Origin of the sequence: Affinundibacterium flavidum, assembly GCF_014284175.1 — a bacterium.
GTDB lineage: Bacteria > Pseudomonadota > Gammaproteobacteria > Burkholderiales > Burkholderiaceae_D > Undibacterium > Undibacterium flavidum.
Window position 1 is genome coordinate 197,256 of record NZ_JACOGA010000011.1, and the last position, 17,449, is coordinate 214,704.

A 17,449-nucleotide genomic window follows, 5' to 3' on the forward strand; every position below is an offset into this window, starting at 1 on the left:
TAAATTGTTGGCATGCAGGATCTCACCTCCAATTATTTTTTTGCAAGCCAAACTCGTAAATCCTCTTTCGTTAGTGGCCTTGCATAGAGGTAGCCTTGTGCAAGATGGCAGCCGTAGGACATCAATGTGTCTGCTTGCTGTTCAGTTTCTACACCTTCTGCAATAACCTTGATGTTGAGACTTTGACTTAATTGGACAATCATTTTTGCGATGCTGCCATCACCAGACTTATCGCCGATTTCATTAACAAAAGCGCGATCAATTTTTAGTTTATCAACATTTAATTTTTGCAGATGACTAAGAGATGAAAAGCCAGTGCCAAAATCATCAATGGAGACTTGCGCGCCAAGACGTTTTATATGATGCAGCGTACGGATCAAGAGCTCGGGATCGGTCATTGCCATTGATTCAGTAATCTCAAGTTCTACGCATTGCGCAGGTGCTTGTGTGTCAAGTAACGCACGCTCTAGGCTTTGCAAAAATAAAGGATGAGAGAATTGCGCTTGCGATACATTGATCGCCATTTTGAAATCCGTAAACCCTGCTTTGTGCAAGTCAACCAATTCAAAACAGGCGCTACGCAAAACCCATTCGCCAATATCAACGATTAATCCAGAGTATTCGGCAATCGGGATGAATTGATCGGGCGGTACAAACTGGCCATCTTCTGTCTTCCAGCGCAATAAAGCTTCGGCACCCACTGCACGTTCAGTGCGCATATCAATTTGCGGTTGATAGACAACAAATAATCTTTCGTTCTCAAATGCTGCCCGCAAGGCATGCATCATCCGTACGCGTTCACGAATTTCAACACCCATATCTACCGTAAAGTAGCTATATGACGAACGTTGGTGTGATTTCGCTCGCTTTAAGGCAATGTTGGTGTCTTTGAGGGCGTCTGAGCTGCCGCCATCATAATTTCCCAGTCGTACTAATCCTATCGTTGAGGATAGTTGCACGTCTTGCTGATCTACATTAAACGGTAATTGAAATACGCTAGAGATATTGTCTGGATTTACCAATGATTCATCACCGAGTAATGCAAACGTATCACCGCCGACGCGAGCCAAATGACAGGATGTGCCGAAGTGCGCTAACAGTTTCTTGGCGACTGCACAAAGGAGTAAATCGCCAAATTGATGCCCCAATGCGTCATTTGTCTCTGCGAAGTGATCAATATCAATTAAAGAAAGGACGGTCTTTTCTCTACCGGGAGAAATAAGTGTTTCATTTAATGTTTGTAGCAACTTCAGGCGATTTGCTAATCCTGTCAAAGGATCGAAGTAGGCGTACTTATGTAGCCGGGAAGTTAACATTACATTGTTGAGCCCAACTGCAACGTTACTGCAAAATACATCAATCAGACGTTTGTCTAGTTCATTCAACGGAGTTTGAAGATATACACAAACACTTCGTTGCCCCAAATTTTCAAAAAATAAAACGGTAGAAGTAAGGGCGTAAATATTTTTCTTGGCGAGAAGACTTTCTTGAATAATTTCACGAATCTCAGGATTGTCGATCTTCGCTATTTTCTGCTCAATCAGTGGAGTGAAGCTGTGGCTGCCGGCAATAATGTTGAAATCAGCGCTGTCATGTGAGTCACCATCATCGCTTGAATTGCACACCAAGCCTTCAATTTTTCTGCCCAGTAAATTGACTATTTGTTGCAAAACGCCGGCTGCGAAATTTTGCATACCTTTTTGCGACATCAATTCTGTGCTGGCGTTGACGATGAGTTCTAACCCGCGTTGATTAGCAGTGATTGAGCAAATTTGTTCGTATGAGCGAATTGCCGAAGTGACCGTGGTGTAAAGTTTGGTGCGAGTCAGTTCAGACTTGGTTTTGTAATCGTTAATGTCGTAATCGCGGATTGCGTCTATTTCTGGCGCATAGCCAGGTTGACCTGTACGTAGAATAATGCGAACGTCGTGCAGCCCTAAAGTCTTACGCACATAATTGACGAGTGTGAGACCTGCGTCTTCTTGCTCCATTACCACATCGAGCAAAATAACAGCAATATTGGACTCATGAGCCAGAATTTCTCTGGCCTCAGTAGCGGAATAGGCGTGTAAGAAACTTAATGACCGATTTTGAATTTCAAGATTGCCTAGTGCAAACATAGTCGCAGAGTGGACATCTGGATCATCGTCAATAATCATTACGCGCCAATTTGGCTGCGGCGTATGGCTATCGGCTAAGTGATCCCCACTTAGTTCATCCATGAAGACTAGAGCATCGTCATTGGCATGATTCATTTCGCTCATCTGTGTTCAAGCTCCAGTGGAGGTGGTAATGTTTTTATTGTAAATTTTTTGCATTTTTCATCGATTAGTCGTGATGAGTGTTTCTCCAGTATAAAACAACTAGTGATAAATAAACTGTTGGTTTGGTGCAAATGTTCAGTTTAATTTGTTTTTTTCATGGATTCACTCGGAGTTTATGTTGTTGATCTCTGAAGATTCGAGTTAAGGCTGATAAAATGTGCTTAATTTTTATATTTTTATAGTGAAAAGACATGTCTGGAAATACCTTTGGTACCTTGTTTACAGTAACAACTTTCGGTGAGTCTCACGGGCCAGCGATAGGTTGCATCATTGACGGTTGTCCTCCTGGTCTGGAATTGAGTGAAGCGGATATTCAGCCCGAACTCGATAGACGAAAACCTGGTACTTCCCGCCACGTGACACAGCGTCAAGAAGCTGATCGAGTTGAGATATTGTCCGGTGTGTATGAGGGTAAGACGACAGGTACGCCGATCGCGTTACTTATTCGCAACGAAGATCAACGCAGCAAAGATTACGGAAATATTGTTGAAACCTTTCGGCCAGGTCATGCCGATTTCACCTATTGGAATAAATACGGTATTCGTGATCCTCGTGGTGGTGGTCGTTCTTCTGCCAGATTGACGGCGCCCGTCGTAGGTGCGGCTGCCATTGCAAAAAAATGGCTGTTTCAGAAGTTTGGTACTACCTTTAATGGTGGTATGACTCAGCTCGGCGACATTGCGATTCCATTTTCTTCGTGGGAGTTTACCGCGCAAAATCCTTTTTTTGCGCCGACTAATGATGCTGAAGTTATCGCAAACTTAGAAGCCTACATGGATAATTTGCGCAAAGATGGTGACTCCATTGGTGCGCGTATTGACGTTGTTGCAAATAATGTACCGGTTGGTCTGGGTGAGCCTATCTACGATAAATTAGACGCTGAGATCGCTTATGCGATGATGGGTATTAATGCTGTCAAAGGTGTAGAGATTGGCGCGGGTTTTGCCTCAATTGCGCAGCGCGGCTCTGAGCATGGCGATGAAATTACTGCAGAAGGATTTCAAACGAATAATTCCGGTGGCATCTTGGGTGGGATTTCAACCGGCCAAGAGATTCGTGTTTCGATGGCGATCAAGCCAACTTCATCGATACGAACTCCTAAGCGCTCGATAGATAAGCTCGGTAATCCTGTCATGGTAGAGACCTTTGGTCGCCACGACCCTTGTGTTGGTATTCGAGCGACGCCAATCGCTGAGGCAATGTTGGCCTTAGTATTAATGGATCATGCTCTACGTCATCGCGCGCAATGTGCAGATGTGCGGATAAATTAACTTATCAAACTCAGCTGCTTTTCAAAAGGCTAATGAATGAAGTGAAATTTCCATTTTCACTTCATTTTTGAGAAAAATTTCCCAAATAATAAGCGGCGATCTGTCTGGATAATGATAATTTTTGGATTTATGTTTTGTAAAATTCAAAATTATTGAATTTTATTTTGGTAATTTGCTTCTGAAAAAAATGGTTTAGACGGTTTTGCGTTGCACAATTGTGGCATAATCAAAAGCTGCTTTTCAGCTTTATGAATTCTTTAATTTCAGGCACCGATTATGGCCAAAACGCTTTACGATAAACTTTGGGAATCCCACGTAGTTCACACCGAAGATGACGGAACATCGATACTCTATATCGATCGTCATTTACTGCACGAAGTCACCAGCCCACAGGCATTTGAAGGCCTGAAACTAGCAGGGCGCCAACCATGGCGAGTTTCCGCAAATCTCGTTGTAGCGGATCACAATGTCCCAACTACTAATCGTCTTGGTGGCATAGCCGATCCTACTTCGCGCTTGCAGGTGGAAACCTTGGATGCAAACGCTAAGCAATATGGTTTAACTTATTTCGCCATGAATGATTTGCGTCAGGGAATCGTGCATGTGATCGGCCCTGAGCAAGGCGCGACATTGCCAGGTATGACGGTAGTTTGTGGCGACTCACATACTTCTACACACGGCGCATTTGCCTGTCTGGCGCATGGTATCGGCACTTCTGAAGTTGAGCATGTCTTGGCGACGCAAACTTTATTGGCAAAAAAATCGAAAGCGATGCTGATTCGCGTCGATGGTGATACACCATCTGGTGTGACTGCGAAAGATATCGTGTTGGCGATAATCGGCAAAATTGGCACGGCAGGTGGTACTGGTTACGCGATTGAATTTGCAGGTGCAGCAATTGAGCGACTCTCGATGGAAGGTCGAATGACTGTCTGCAATATGGCAATTGAAGCCGGAGCGCGCGCTGGCATGATAGCTGTAGATCAAACCACGATAGATTACGTTAAAGGGCGTCCATTTAGTCCGGCCGGTTCGGATTGGGATACTGCACTTGCTTACTGGAGTACTTTGCATTCCGATGCAGGTGCGCAGTTTGATACGGTGGTAACTTTATCTGCCGAAGAGATACAACCTCAAGTCACTTGGGGAACGTCGCCCGAAATGGTGGTGGCAATTGACGGACAAACGCCAGATCCATTGTCCGAACAAGATGCTGTGAAACGTGATGCAATCGAGAAGGCCTTAGCGTATATGGATTTGCGCCCAAATATGCCGATCAGCGAAATCCAAATTGATAAAGTGTTTATCGGCTCTTGTACCAATTCGCGGATCGAAGATTTACGGGCGGCGGCAAAAGTGGTCGCGGGTAAAATGCGCGCAGCAAATGTCAAACTAGCGATGGTCGTGCCAGGTTCGGGTTTGGTAAAGCAGCAGGCCGAACAAGAAGGATTGGATAAGATTTTTACCGCTGCAGGGTTTGAATGGCGTGAGCCTGGTTGCTCTATGTGTTTGGCGATGAATGCAGATCGTCTGGAGCCTGGCGAACGTTGTGCTTCAACATCGAATCGTAATTTTGAAGGTCGTCAAGGGCAAGGTGGTCGTACTCACTTAGTATCCCCTGAAATGGCAGCTGCGGCAGGGATTGCGGGACATTTTGTGGATGTGCGTACCTTTGCATAATTCACTCATGAATGGAAAATGAAAATGAAAAAATTAGCTGCACTTTTTACTTTGTCCATAATTCTGCTGGGATTAGTGGGTTGCAACACCATTCAAGGTATCGGTAAAGACGTGAAAAAAGCCGGTGAAGTTGTCGAAAGCGCAGGGAAAAAATAGACATGAATAAATTTACTTTGCTCAATGGATTGGTCGCGCCTTTGGATCGTGCCAATGTCGATACCGATGCGATCATTCCTAAGCAATTTTTGAAGTCCATCAAACGTACTGGTTTTGGTCCTAACTTATTCGATGAATGGCGTTATTTGGATCACGGTGAACCTGGTGTTGATAATAGTGGGCGTCCATTGAATCCGGATTTTGTGTTGAATCAGGCTCGTTACCAAGGTGCTTCTATCTTATTAACCCGCAAAAATTTTGGCTGTGGGTCTTCGCGTGAACATGCTCCTTGGGCGCTCGATCAATTTGGATTTCGTGTCATTATCGCGCCAAGTTTTGCCGATATTTTTTTCAATAATTGTTTCAAAAACGGATTGTTACCTATCGTTTTGAGTGAAGAAATTATCGATAACTTGTTTAATCAAGTGCGTGCTAGCGAAGGATTTACACTGACTGTTGATTTGAACTCGCAACAAGTTATTTCAAAAAGCACAGGTGAATCGTTTGCTTTCGACGTTGATGCATTCCGCAAATACTGTTTGCTCAATGGCTTGGATGATATCGGCTTGACTTTGGTTCATGCTGAGAAAATCAAGGCATTTGAAAGCGCGCATATTGCGGCACAGCCTTGGCTGGCCGCAGTTATTTAATTGTTGATCTGATTAACTCATAAAAAGTTTAAGCATGAAAATTGCAATTTTGCCGGGTGATGGTATTGGCCCTGAAATCGTTGAACAAGCCGTTAAAGTTTTGAAAGTCTTGGGTGAGTCCTTTGAAATGGAATTTGCACCTGTTGGGGGAGCAGGCTATGAAGCTGCAGGGCATCCACTTCCGGAAGCAACACTGAAATTGGCGCAAGATGCCGACGCTGTTTTGTTTGGTGCGGTCGGTGATTGGAAGTACGATAGCCTCGACCGCCCATTACGCCCTGAGCAGGCGATTTTAGGTTTGCGTAAAAATCTGAATTTATTTGCGAATCTGCGTCCAGCGATTTTGTATCCGGAATTGGCAGGTGCATCTACTTTGAAACCGGAGGTGGTTTCTGGTTTGGATATTTTGATTATCCGTGAATTGACCGGTGATATTTATTTTGGTCAGCCACGCGGTGTGCGTGAATGCCCTGATGGACCATTCAAAGGTCAGCGCGAAGGTTTTGATACCATGCGCTATGCAGAAGGTGAAATTCGCCGCATTGCACATGTCGCGTTTCAAGCGGCCCGTAAGCGCGATAAACGTTTAACTAGTGTGGATAAAGCGAACGTATTAGAGACTTTCCAGTTTTGGAAGGACATTATGATTGATGTCCATAAGGAATATCCTGACGTCGCTTTGGATCACATGTATGTTGATAATGCCGCTATGCAGTTAGTGCGCGCGCCAAAGAAATTTGACGTGATGGTGACTGGTAATATGTTTGGTGATATTTTGTCTGATGCTGCAGCGATGTTGACTGGCTCTATCGGCATGTTGCCTTCTGCTTCGCTTGATGCCAACAATAAAGGCTTGTATGAGCCCTCACACGGTTCGGCACCAGACATCGCTGGAAAAGGTATCGCCAATCCATTGGCAACAATATTGTCAGCTGCCATGATGTTGCGTTACTCACTTGGAAAAGCGGAGCAGGCGGATCGTATTGAAACTGCTGTAAAAAATGTATTGACACAAGGTTTGCGTACGCCAGATATTTTTGCAGAGGGCTGCACGAAAATCGGCACCTCAGCGATGGGGGATGCGGTGGTGAAAGCTTTGAGTTAATGTTAGGGTGATTTTTGTGTAAACAGGGAGACCTGTAATTTTTAGGGAAAGATGATGAAACTAGTTGGTTTGGTCGGTTGGCGTGGAATGGTTGGCTCAGTCCTCATGCAGCGTATGCAGGAAGAGGGGGATTTTGCTCATATAGAACCAGTGTTTTTTTCAACTTCAAATACGGGTGGCGCAGCGCCAACGATGGCGAAGAATGAAAAAACATTGAAAGACGCAAATGATATTGAGGCATTGAAGAAGTGCGACATTATTATTACCTGCCAAGGCGGCGACTACACCTCTGACATTTTCCCTAAGTTACGTGCTGCAGGTTGGAATGGTTTTTGGATTGATGCAGCATCCACATTGCGCATGGAAAACGATGCAGTGATCGTACTCGATCCGGTCAATTTAGATGTAATTAAGAATGCATTAAGCCGTGGTGTGAAAAATTATGTCGGTGGTAATTGCACTGTATCTTGTATGTTGATGGGCTTGGGTGGTTTGTTTCAGCATGGCTTGGTAGAGTGGATGTCTTCTATGACTTATCAAGCGGCATCTGGAGGTGGTGCGCAGCATATGCGTGAATTGTTAACCCAGTTTGGCTCGATTAATGCTGAAGTGAAAGCTTTGCTTGACGATCCTGCTGCGGCTATCTTGGAAATTGATCGCAAGGTTTTGGCAAAACAGCATAATTTTAGTGCAGATGAGACCAAACAATTTGGCGCACCTTTGGCTGGCAATTTGATTCCTTGGATCGATAAAGATTTGCATAATGGTGTTTCCAAAGAGGAATGGAAAGCTGGCGTTGAGACCAATAAAATTCTTGGTTTAGGTGAGGCATTTGGCTCTAAAGCGATTCCAGTTGATGGCTTGTGTGTACGTATTGGTGCAATGCGCTGCCATTCGCAGGCTTTGACAATCAAATTGACCAAAGATGTGCCTCTCGATGAAATTACCGATATGCTCGCGCAAAATAATCCATGGGCGAAAGTTGTGCCAAATACGCGTGAAGACTCTATGCGTGATTTGACGCCGGCTGCGGTCACTGGTGGATTGACAATCCCTGTTGGACGTTTGCGTAAGATGCAAATGGGCGGTGATTACTTGTCAGCATTTACTGTTGGCGATCAATTATTGTGGGGCGCAGCAGAGCCATTGCGCCGCATGTTACGTATTTTGATCGAGAAATAAACTCTATTTAAATGGATCGATAATAAAAAAAGGAATGAATTTCATTCCTTTTTTTTATCTATTCATTTGTGAATCGAAGAAATTGTCTAGTGGTAACAACGAAATGACTGTGAAAGTCATATTTCGGCTCTTAATGTATTTACCATATCTAGAATTCACGTTAAGCTTGCGCGACAAGTTGGGTAATGTTATCTTGGATTAACATACCTTTCGTTTGTGCAATTTTCCATCGATGTGTTGCGAAAATTGTATTGACTAAATTTCCCAGGAAATGTTCTAAAAATGCATAATTACAAACGCTTACCGATAAGTTTTTTGGGACGTAACGTGCTGAAAGCCGCCGCCTTATCTTCCTTACTTGTCTTCTCAAATGCATATGCGACTGGGCTAGGTAAACTAACAGTGCTCTCGTCGCTTGGTCAGCCCTTAAGAGCTGAGATTGAACTGACTTCACCAAATAAAGAAGAAATTAATTCTTTAGTGCCGAAAATTGCTTCAATCGAAGCCTTTCGACAAGCGAATATTGAGTTTAATCCAGCATTGTTGTCCTTGAGATTTGCGGTAGAGCAACGTGGCAGTTCTTATATTATTCGCGTTACTTCGACTCAGGCTATGAACGAGCCTTGGGTTGATTTCCTACTGGAAATGAACGCAAGTAACGGTAAGTTAGTTCGTGAATATACATTCTTACTCGATCCTGCAGAGTTGGCTAATAGTCAATCGGCACAAATCGCTAATCCAAGTGTAGCTGCGGTAAAGCAGGTAATTCAAACGCAAGCACTACAACAAGAATCAAAACCGAAAATCACAGCTACTAATGCTGAGGTAAAGGCAAGTAAACGTTCGCCAGAAAAAAGCCCTGCTGCGACAAATACTGCAAACAGTGAAGGTCGTCAATACCAGGTAAGACCTGGAGATACATTGATGCGAATTGCATCCGCTAATCTTAGCGGCGTTTCTTTGGATCAGATGCTGGTAAGTATCTATCGTGCAAATCCGCAGGCGTTTGTTGGCGACAATATGAATCGCCTGAAGGCGGGTCAAATCTTGACGATACCTGATGCGGAAACTGCCAGAACGAGTGCTGGCAGTGATGCGCACGCAGTGGTGCAAACACATTCAGCCAACTTTAACGCTTATCGCAATAAATTGGCCGGTCAAGTGTTAACCGCCCCATCTGAATCTGTTGCTCAAAAAAAACAAGCTGCTAGCGGTGCGATTACTGCAAAAGTTAAGGAAGTTCCAACGGCGGCCAACGAGTCACTGGATAAGTTGAAACTTTCCAAAGTGGCAGATGCGAACGCAAAAAAATCCCCAGCTAAAGGCTTAACTGAAGAAGATAGAATTGCAAAAGACAAAGCCTTAGCAGAAGCGAATGCGAGAATAAAAGAATTAGAAAGAAATGCCAGTGAGATGAATAAACTTTTGGCGATGCCCGCTAAGAGTGCAGCCGCACAAACTCCTGTAGCAAGTGCCAGTGCGGCGGCGTCGAAAGTTGTTCTTAAGCCTGTTGAGGCTCCAGTCGCGTCTAAGCCTACTGTTGCATCTGCAGTGGCAAGTGTTTCAGCATCTGCATCAGCTTCTACTCCTACTGTGGCAAGTGCAAGTACGCCAAAGGCAGAAATGGCTTCGGCGAGTGTAAAAGCCTCAGCCTCGGCAAGTGTTGAGGCTGCGAGTGCAGCGAGCGTGGCCAGTGCTTCTAAACCGAAACGACCACCACCACCGCCTGCACCGATAGAAGAGGAGTCTAGTTGGTTTGACTCTAAGTATCTGATTGCGGCTGGATTGTTAGCCGCAATTGGTGGCGCCATCGGTGTGTATTCTTCACGCAAGAAAAAAGTATCACATCAATTCGAAGATAGTATTTTGACGGGCTCTAGCTTGAAGGCAAACTCGATGTTTGGTTCAACTGGCGGTCAAAGTGTTGATACCAATAATAGTGTCTTTAACTCAAATTTCGCCCCATCGGCTAGCCAATTAGATGCGAATGAGGTTGATCCTGTTGCGGAAGCAGACGTGTATATTGCCTATGGTCGCGATTCGCAAGCTGAAGAGATCTTGAAAGAAGCTTTGCGGACACAACCCGATCGCCATGCTGTGCGCCTGAAACTGTTGGAGATCTATTTTGGACGTAAAGATTTGCGTTCGTTTGAATTGTTTGCTGGTGAGTTATATGGAATGACGCGCGGCGAGGGCGAAGAGTGGGGGCAAGCTGCTTCCATGGGTATTTCTCTTGATCCAAATAATCCTTTATATGCTGGAGCAAGTGCTCAAGTTGAAGCCTTTGCTGGCGGTGGATTGGGGCAACCAACTCAGCCTTTGGAAGATTTAGATCCGGAAGCCTTGTTAGAAAATTCGCTTTCAGAGGATATGTTGGATTCGATAAGCATTATCGACACTGCCTCAGCTATGTCAGATGATACTTTTGGAAGCTCGGAAAAACAAAAAACTGAAACGGGCTTGACGCCACAAGCTGATTTTTCACTTGATGATGGCTTAGATTTCGATTTGGATATTTCGGAGAAAACAGAGGAACAAGAGGAATTTCCCTTAACTCTTCCGGAAATGGATGTGGTTAGTTCTATTAAGCCAGTGCAAGAAGAGCCTATGCCAACCATTGATTTTGGCTCGATAGACTTTGATTTGGGCACAGATGAGAAAAAAGAAGGTGCGGCAGTTGTGCCGGACGTTGCTGCAACTGAGCTCGCTACGCAAGGTGTAGAGACAAGTGTTCCGCCAGTGGTTGAGGATGAATTCGATATTGGCTCACTGGACTTTGATATGGGTGATGATGAACCTCCATCAGTTGTCGAAGCTCCCTTGTTAGCGAATGATGAAGTTGAGTTGAATTTTGGTTTGGACGTGGAAGAGTCTGCAAACGCTTCTTCGACCGAATCAGCGCCGGCAGATGTTGAAGAAATTTCGCCGTACAACGCGGAAATGGCAACTAAGTTAGATCTGGCAGTTGCTTATAGAGAGATCGGCGATAAAGAAGGCGCACGTGAATTGCTTGATGAGGTGATTAAGGGCGGTTCAAACGAACAAATCGAGAAAGCAAGGAAGATGCTTGAGCAATTGGGGTAAAATCTAGCTTGTCAGGCTAAATGGGCGCTGCAATTTGCTGCGCCCATTTTTATTTTTGTTTGCAGTAATTGTTGATGCTGAATGATGTGAAATGACCTTAAATCGAGTTATCTTGGGAGTTGAGTATCAAGGCACCCACTATCAAGGCTGGCAAACACAGCCAAATGGTAATACGGTGCAAGATACCTTGGAGTTGGCGCTAAACAAGTTTGCGAAGCATCCAATTCAAACCGTTTGTGCTGGTCGAACCGATGCTGGCGTGCATGCGCTCGAACAAGTAGTCCATTTTGACACTGACCTCAATCGCGAGATGTATTCTTGGGTAAATGGGGTAAATGCATTTTTACCAGCCGACATAGCAGTTCGTTGGGCAAAGCAAATATCGCTAGACGAACAAGATCAAAATGCCTTTCACGCACGCTTTAGTGCATATTCCCGCACCTATCATTACTTGCTCTACAATGCAAAGATCAGATCACCATTGTGGGCTAATCGTGCGGGTTGGTTTTTCAGGCCTTTGCAAGTTGAGGCAATGCAAGAAGCTGCAAGTTACCTGATCGGTGAGCATGATTTTACAGTTTTTAGAGCCGCCGGTTGCCAGGCGAAAACACCGGTGAAGCATATGTACGAGGTTAAGATCAGACAGCAAGGCGAGTTAATTGTGTTCAGCTTGAGAGCAAACGCTTTCTTGCATCATATGGTAAGAAATATTGTTGGTTCTTTGATATTCGTGGGGATGGGAAAACGTGATCCCGCTTGGATAGCAAGTTTGATGTTGGCTAAAGATAGAAGTTTGTCCGCGCCAACTTTCATGCCCGATGGTTTGTACTTAGCAAAGATCGATTATGAAGATCAATGGGATTTGCCAAAAGCAGTGAATGAAAACCTTCCGTATAGTATTAATTTTTAGTCTCGCTTGTGAATCGCCTATGGGATGATTGCTGATAGTGGTCAATTTGGTGTGTTTTTGGTATTGCTTGAAGGAATTTAGGACAGCCAGAGGTGAAATCCGGTAAAATGTCGTTTTTGCATAACCCAAATATGAGGCGCTCGCCTGGGAATTTGCCCGGTTGTAGGCGCCTTTTTTGTAATCGGTTTTAGTATATCTAATGAATAATATTCGTAATTTTTCTATCATTGCCCATATTGACCATGGCAAATCTACCTTGGCGGATCGTATTATCCAATTGTGTGGTGGTTTGTCCGATCGCGAAATGGAGGCGCAAGTTCTAGACTCTATGGATATTGAGCGTGAACGCGGTATTACGATCAAGGCGCAGACGGCAGCCTTGAACTATAAAGCATTAGATGGTCAGATATATAATTTAAATCTGATTGATACGCCAGGTCACGTTGATTTTAGTTATGAAGTTAGCCGCTCCTTATCCGCATGTGAGGGGGCTTTGTTGGTGGTTGACGCTTCTCAAGGTGTCGAAGCGCAAACCGTGGCAAATTGTTATACCGCGATTGATTTGGGTGTGGAAGTTGTGCCGGTCTTGAACAAAATCGATTTACCTTCTGCGGATCCGGAAAACGCGATCAGCGAAATTGAAGAAGTGATTGGCATTGATGCTACTGACGCTGTGCACTGTTCCGCAAAAACAGGCTTGGGTGTCAGGGATATTTTGGAGTCTTTGATTGTCAAAGTTCCGCCACCAAAAGGCGATCCAGAAGCGCCTTTGCAAGCCTTGATTATCGATTCGTGGTTTGATAATTATGTCGGTGTGGTCATGTTGGTGCGTATCGTCAATGGCACATTGCGCCCGAAAGAAAAAATTCTTTTCATGGCAACCGAAGCGCAACATTTGGTGGAAAGTGTTGGTGTCTTTACGCCAAAATCCTTGAGTCGGACAGAATTGTCGGCTGGTCAGGTGGGATTTATTATCGCTGGCATCAAAGAACTGAAGGCAGCGAAAGTCGGAGACACGATTACGACAGTTTCTCGCCCTGCAAAAGAGCCATTGCCTGGTTTTAAAGAGGTGCAGCCACAAGTATTTGCAGGCCTGTTCCCAGTAGAAGCAAACCAGTACGACGCGTTGCGCGATTCACTTGAAAAATTGAAATTAAATGATGCTGCGTTGATGTACGAACCTGAAGTTTCCCAAGCTTTGGGTTTTGGGTTCCGTTGTGGTTTCTTAGGTTTGTTGCATATGGAAATTGTGCAGGAGCGCCTGGAACGAGAATTCGATATGGATCTCATCACGACTGCGCCGACGGTTATTTATGAAGTGATCATGGGAGACGGTACTATTTTGATGGTGGATAATCCATCTAAGATGCCTGATCCATCCAAAATTGAAGAAATACGTGAGCCTATCGTCACAGTGAATCTCTATATGCCGCAGGAGTATGTGGGATCTGTTATTACCCTGTGTACGTCGAAGCGAGGCGTACAGCTTGATATGAACTACCATGGTCGTCAGGTCAAACTGACTTACGAAATGCCAATGGCGGAGATTGTTTTGGACTTCTTTGATCGATTGAAGTCGACTTCGCGTGGTTATGCGTCTATGGATTATGAATTCAAAGAGTATCGCGCTGCAGACGTAGTCAAAGTAGATATGCTCATTAATAGCGAAAAAGTTGATGCGCTCGCGATTATTGTCCATCGTGCTAATGCGCATTATCGTGGTCGTGCCGTTGCTGCGAAAATGCGTGAATTAATTCCACGCCAAATGTTCGATGTAGCGATTCAAGCGGCGATTGGCGCGAACATTATTTCTCGTGAAAACGTTAAAGCTCTGCGTAAGAACGTTTTGGCGAAATGTTACGGTGGTGATATTAGCCGTAAGCGTAAATTGTTGGAAAAACAAAAAGCTGGTAAGAAGCGCATGAAACAAGTTGGCTCAGTAGAAATCCCGCAAGAAGCATTTTTGGCAATTTTACAAGTGGAAGAAAAATGAGTTTGCAATCTTTGATAGGTAATTTCGCCCTGATTCTTTTTATTCTTCTTGCTGTTACTGGTCTAATTTGGGCATTGGATCGGTTCGTTTTGGCGCCTAAACGTCAAGCTAATGCACAGCAGGCTTTGAAAGAATTTGACCAAAAAGCACATCCAGATCAAGGTGCACGAGCGGCCCTGGAAGCACAGTTGCTGAGGCAGCCAGCTTGGGTTGAGTACTCAGGAAGCTTTTTTCCTGTCATTGCCCTTGTGTTCGTGCTCCGGTCATTCTTATTTGAACCATTTAAGATCCCATCCGGATCAATGTTGCCAACGTTGTTTATTGGTGATTTTATTCTGGTAAATAAATTTACCTACGGGATTCGACTGCCGATAATAGACAAGAAAATTATCTCTATCAATGAACCGCAACGTGGTGAAGTGATGGTCTTCAAGTTCCCGAAAGATCCTACCCAGAACTATATTAAACGAATCGTCGGTGTTCCAGGTGATACGGTAATTTATAAGAACAAGAAGTTGACGGTGAATGGAATCGTTAGTCATTATGAAAGCCTCCCAGATTTTCTGCATGATGGAAGTCAATTAAGTTACTCCAAGCAATTTAATGAAAAATCTGGCAGCTTCACGCATAGAGTCTTAAACGATGAGGATAGACCTGCGGGTATTTACTTGTTTGGGGAGGCAGATTTTCCGCATGCAGATCGATGCATATATGATGCAGAAGGTGTTAGTTGCAAAGTGCCTGCGGGGTATTATTTTATGATGGGCGATAATCGCGATAACAGCCAAGATAGTCGTTATTGGGGCTTTGTTCCCGATCAAAATATTGTAGGGAAAGCTTTTTTCATTTGGATGAACTTTGGTGATTTGAAGAGAATTGGCAGTTTTCAATAATATTGGAGAGAGATTATGCGTGCACATCGTCAGTTTTTAGCAAATAAGAATCGTGGTATGTCCTTGATTGGATTGATTTTTGTATTAGGTCTGCTGTCATTAGTGGTGGTGCTAGCCTCAAAAGTTGCGCCGACTGTAATTGAATATGTATCGATTAAGAAAGCTATTCAAACGGCAAAATTGGCAGGTGGAAATTCAGCAAAAGAAATTCAGCAAGCCTTCAATAGGCAGGCTGATGTTGGATATATCACTTCGGTTGCAGGAAATGATTTGATTATAGAAAAGACTGAAACAGGGCTTGAAGTTGGCTTTGCTTATACAAAGAAAATTCCGTTGTTTGGGCCTGCGAGTCTATTACTCGAATATGAGGGAAGTACTGCAAAAAGCCCAACAGTTAAAAAGAAACAGGAATAAGTCGGATTTATGAACGAACAGTTGCTGCAAAAGCGTTTGGGGCACCAATTTAATGATGTTGCACTTCTGCAGCAAGCATTGACGCACCGAAGTCATAGTGTCTCACACAATGAACGCTTGGAATTCCTCGGTGATTCCATACTGAATTGTGTGGTTGCCTCCATTTTGTTTGATACTTTTGAAAGTATTGATGAAGGAGATTTGTCGCGCGTTCGTGCAAATCTGGTGAAGCAGCAATCGCTGTTTGAAATCGCTCAAAAAATGGAGCTTTCTCAATTCTTGCGTTTAGGTGAAGGGGAATTAAAGTCGGGTGGTTTCCGTCGTCCTTCTATCTTGGCTGATACGCTCGAAGCGTTATTTGGAGCCATTTACTTGGATGCTGGTTTTGATGCCGCAAAAAAAGTAATTCAATCTCTGTACGAGCCAATCTTAACGTCGGTAGATCCGACTACCTTGGGTAAAGATGCGAAGACTTTATTGCAGGAGTTTTTGCAAAGTAAGAAAATCGCTTTACCTCTATACAATGTTGTGGCAACGCACGGCGCGGCTCATAACCAAGAATTTGAAATCGAGTGTTTGGTACCTAAATTGGAAATTCAGGTATTCGGTACCGGTGGAAGTCGTCGCGCTGGTGAACAAGCTGCGGCGAAATTGGCGTTGGAAACGGCAGTGAAGCTGCTGTCAAAAACACCCAATAGTAAAAAAACTAAGTCGCGTACTTCGCAATTAAAATTGGCCGGAATTGCGACGATTCAATCCACCGCCAAGGCCAGTGAAGCGAAATCTTTTCATTCACCTGATGTCAGTGACGAGCAGCTCTCTTTGGATGTATCCCTACCAGAGACTACACAAAAGTAAATAAAGATGAATGATATGTTAGAAAACTCAGAGTATCGTTGCGGTTATATCGCGATTGTTGGCCGTCCTAATGTCGGCAAATCGACTCTGATGAATGCCTTGATTGGTGCAAAAGTCAGCATTACATCACGCAAAGCACAGACTACACGTCATCGCATTACTGGAATCCAGACTAAAGATCAGACACAGTATGTCTATGTCGATACCCCGGGTTTTCAGACGCGTCATTCGAATCCGCTGAACCGGACGCTCAATCGCACGGTGACAAATACGTTAATGGCGTCAGACGTCATTCTCTATATTATTGAAGCAGGCACGTTTGGGCAGGCAGATCAACAAGTCATCGATTTGTTGCCGAAAAATGTTCCATGCATCTTGGTAATCAATAAATCTGATCGCGTCAAAGACAAAGCAATCTTGATGCCTTTTGCGCAAAAAATAATGTCTTTATTTCCGTTTGCGGCCGTGGTGCCAGTATCGGCGACATTGAAGTTTCAATTAGATAATTTAGAGCGTGAAACTCGAAAATATTTGCCGCTGAATCCACCTGTGTTCGGAGAGGATGATATTACTGACCGCAGCGAAAAATTCTTAGCGACAGAAATTGTTCGCGAAAAATTATTCCGGTTTGTCGGTGACGAATTGCCATACACGAGTACCGTGTTGATTGAAAAGTTTGAACAAGAAGGTAATTTGCGTCGCGTATTCGTTGCGATTTTGGTTGATCGTGATGGTCACAAGTCCATGGTAATTGGTAATAAAGGCGCGCGCCTTAAAGATATCTCTACGCAATCTCGACAAGATATGGAAAAGCTTTTTGGCGGTCCAGTTTATTTGGAAATTTGGGTAAAGGTAAAATCTGGTTGGGCAGATAATGAAGCTGGCTTGCGTGCCTACGGCTATGAATAAATTGCGTGCAGCAGGAGTCT

General features: G+C 44.2%; 14 protein-coding genes. 13 read left to right on the top strand and 1 reads right to left on the bottom strand.

What is annotated here, in order from left to right:
* Nucleotides 1-32 precede the first annotated feature (32 nt).
* Nucleotides 33-2,264, bottom strand: coding sequence for a bifunctional diguanylate cyclase/phosphodiesterase (locus tag H8K55_RS13375; protein WP_329605043.1), 2,232 nt, complete (start codon nt 2,262-2,264; stop codon nt 33-35).
* Nucleotides 2,265-2,515: 251 nt separating this feature from the next.
* Between H8K55_RS13375 and aroC the strand changes: the two genes are divergently transcribed.
* The 13 genes from aroC (at nt 2,516) to era (ending at nt 17,429) form a co-directional block, all read left to right on the top strand.
* Complete coding sequence (gene aroC / locus H8K55_RS13380; RefSeq protein WP_186942560.1) at nt 2,516-3,595, top strand: chorismate synthase; 1,080 nt, start codon at nt 2,516-2,518, stop codon at nt 3,593-3,595.
* Nucleotides 3,596-3,871: 276 nt separating this feature from the next.
* Nucleotides 3,872-5,275, top strand: coding sequence for a 3-isopropylmalate dehydratase large subunit (leuC, locus tag H8K55_RS13385; RefSeq protein WP_186942561.1), 1,404 nt, complete (start codon nt 3,872-3,874; stop codon nt 5,273-5,275).
* A 24-nt stretch (nt 5,276-5,299) separates the two neighbouring features.
* Nucleotides 5,300-5,431 (top strand): entericidin A/B family lipoprotein, encoded by a 132-nt coding sequence (locus H8K55_RS13390; protein WP_186942562.1) that lies wholly within the window; start codon nt 5,300-5,302, stop codon nt 5,429-5,431.
* A 2-nt stretch (nt 5,432-5,433) separates the two neighbouring features.
* Nucleotides 5,434-6,081 carry a 3-isopropylmalate dehydratase small subunit gene (leuD, locus tag H8K55_RS13395; RefSeq protein WP_186942563.1) on the top strand — a complete coding sequence of 216 codons (648 nt, stop codon included), beginning with the start codon at nt 5,434-5,436 and terminating at the stop codon, nt 6,079-6,081.
* Between the two features lie 34 nt (nt 6,082-6,115).
* The gene (gene leuB, locus H8K55_RS13400; protein WP_186942564.1) at nt 6,116-7,186 is read left to right on the top strand and encodes a 3-isopropylmalate dehydrogenase; all 1,071 of its coding nucleotides are present in this window, start codon (nt 6,116-6,118) and stop codon (nt 7,184-7,186) included.
* 54 nt (nt 7,187-7,240) lie between these two features.
* A complete protein-coding gene (gene asd, locus H8K55_RS13405; protein ID WP_186942565.1) occupies nt 7,241-8,368 on the top strand; it encodes an aspartate-semialdehyde dehydrogenase in 1,128 nt (375 codons plus the stop codon).
* A gap of 282 nt (nt 8,369-8,650) precedes the next feature.
* The gene (locus H8K55_RS13410; RefSeq protein ID WP_186942566.1) at nt 8,651-11,452 is read left to right on the top strand and encodes a motility hub landmark protein FimV; all 2,802 of its coding nucleotides are present in this window, start codon (nt 8,651-8,653) and stop codon (nt 11,450-11,452) included.
* 91 nt (nt 11,453-11,543) lie between these two features.
* A complete protein-coding gene (truA, locus tag H8K55_RS13415; RefSeq protein ID WP_186942567.1) occupies nt 11,544-12,362 on the top strand; it encodes a tRNA pseudouridine(38-40) synthase TruA in 819 nt (272 codons plus the stop codon).
* 199 nt (nt 12,363-12,561) lie between these two features.
* Nucleotides 12,562-14,355: a translation elongation factor 4 gene (gene lepA / locus H8K55_RS13420; protein ID WP_186942568.1), complete on the top strand. Its 1,794-nt coding sequence runs from the start codon at nt 12,562-12,564 to the stop codon at nt 14,353-14,355.
* Nucleotides 14,352-15,248 carry a signal peptidase I gene (lepB, locus tag H8K55_RS13425; protein ID WP_186942569.1) on the top strand — a complete coding sequence of 299 codons (897 nt, stop codon included), beginning with the start codon at nt 14,352-14,354 and terminating at the stop codon, nt 15,246-15,248. The genes lepA and lepB overlap by 4 nt, the downstream gene beginning before the upstream one ends.
* A 15-nt stretch (nt 15,249-15,263) precedes the next feature.
* On the top strand, nt 15,264-15,662 hold the full coding sequence (locus H8K55_RS13430; protein WP_186942570.1) for a DUF4845 domain-containing protein: 399 nt from the start codon (nt 15,264-15,266) through the stop codon (nt 15,660-15,662).
* A gap of 9 nt (nt 15,663-15,671) precedes the next feature.
* Complete coding sequence (rnc, locus tag H8K55_RS13435) at nt 15,672-16,520, top strand: ribonuclease III (protein WP_186942571.1); 849 nt, start codon at nt 15,672-15,674, stop codon at nt 16,518-16,520.
* A 6-nt stretch (nt 16,521-16,526) separates the two neighbouring features.
* Nucleotides 16,527-17,429, top strand: coding sequence for a GTPase Era (gene era, locus H8K55_RS13440; RefSeq protein ID WP_186942572.1), 903 nt, complete (start codon nt 16,527-16,529; stop codon nt 17,427-17,429).
* The last annotated feature ends 20 nt before the right edge of the window (nt 17,430-17,449 follow it).

Excerpts from the sequence above, each read along its gene's own strand:
- H8K55_RS13375 (WP_329605043.1), bottom strand. The coding sequence starts at position 2,264 with ATGAGCGAAATGAATCATGCCAATGACGATGCTCTAGTCTTCATGGAT.
- aroC (WP_186942560.1), top strand. The coding sequence starts at position 2,516 with ATGTCTGGAAATACCTTTGGTACCTTGTTTACAGTAACAACTTTCGGT.
- leuC (WP_186942561.1), top strand. The coding sequence starts at position 3,872 with ATGGCCAAAACGCTTTACGATAAACTTTGGGAATCCCACGTAGTTCAC.
- H8K55_RS13390 (WP_186942562.1), top strand. The coding sequence starts at position 5,300 with ATGAAAAAATTAGCTGCACTTTTTACTTTGTCCATAATTCTGCTGGGA.
- leuD (WP_186942563.1), top strand. The coding sequence starts at position 5,434 with ATGAATAAATTTACTTTGCTCAATGGATTGGTCGCGCCTTTGGATCGT.
- leuB (WP_186942564.1), top strand. The coding sequence starts at position 6,116 with ATGAAAATTGCAATTTTGCCGGGTGATGGTATTGGCCCTGAAATCGTT.
- asd (WP_186942565.1), top strand. The coding sequence starts at position 7,241 with ATGAAACTAGTTGGTTTGGTCGGTTGGCGTGGAATGGTTGGCTCAGTC.
- H8K55_RS13410 (WP_186942566.1), top strand. The coding sequence starts at position 8,651 with ATGCATAATTACAAACGCTTACCGATAAGTTTTTTGGGACGTAACGTG.
- truA (WP_186942567.1), top strand. The coding sequence starts at position 11,544 with ATGACCTTAAATCGAGTTATCTTGGGAGTTGAGTATCAAGGCACCCAC.
- lepA (WP_186942568.1), top strand. The coding sequence starts at position 12,562 with ATGAATAATATTCGTAATTTTTCTATCATTGCCCATATTGACCATGGC.
- lepB (WP_186942569.1), top strand. The coding sequence starts at position 14,352 with ATGAGTTTGCAATCTTTGATAGGTAATTTCGCCCTGATTCTTTTTATT.
- H8K55_RS13430 (WP_186942570.1), top strand. The coding sequence starts at position 15,264 with ATGCGTGCACATCGTCAGTTTTTAGCAAATAAGAATCGTGGTATGTCC.
- rnc (WP_186942571.1), top strand. The coding sequence starts at position 15,672 with ATGAACGAACAGTTGCTGCAAAAGCGTTTGGGGCACCAATTTAATGAT.
- era (WP_186942572.1), top strand. The coding sequence starts at position 16,527 with ATGAATGATATGTTAGAAAACTCAGAGTATCGTTGCGGTTATATCGCG.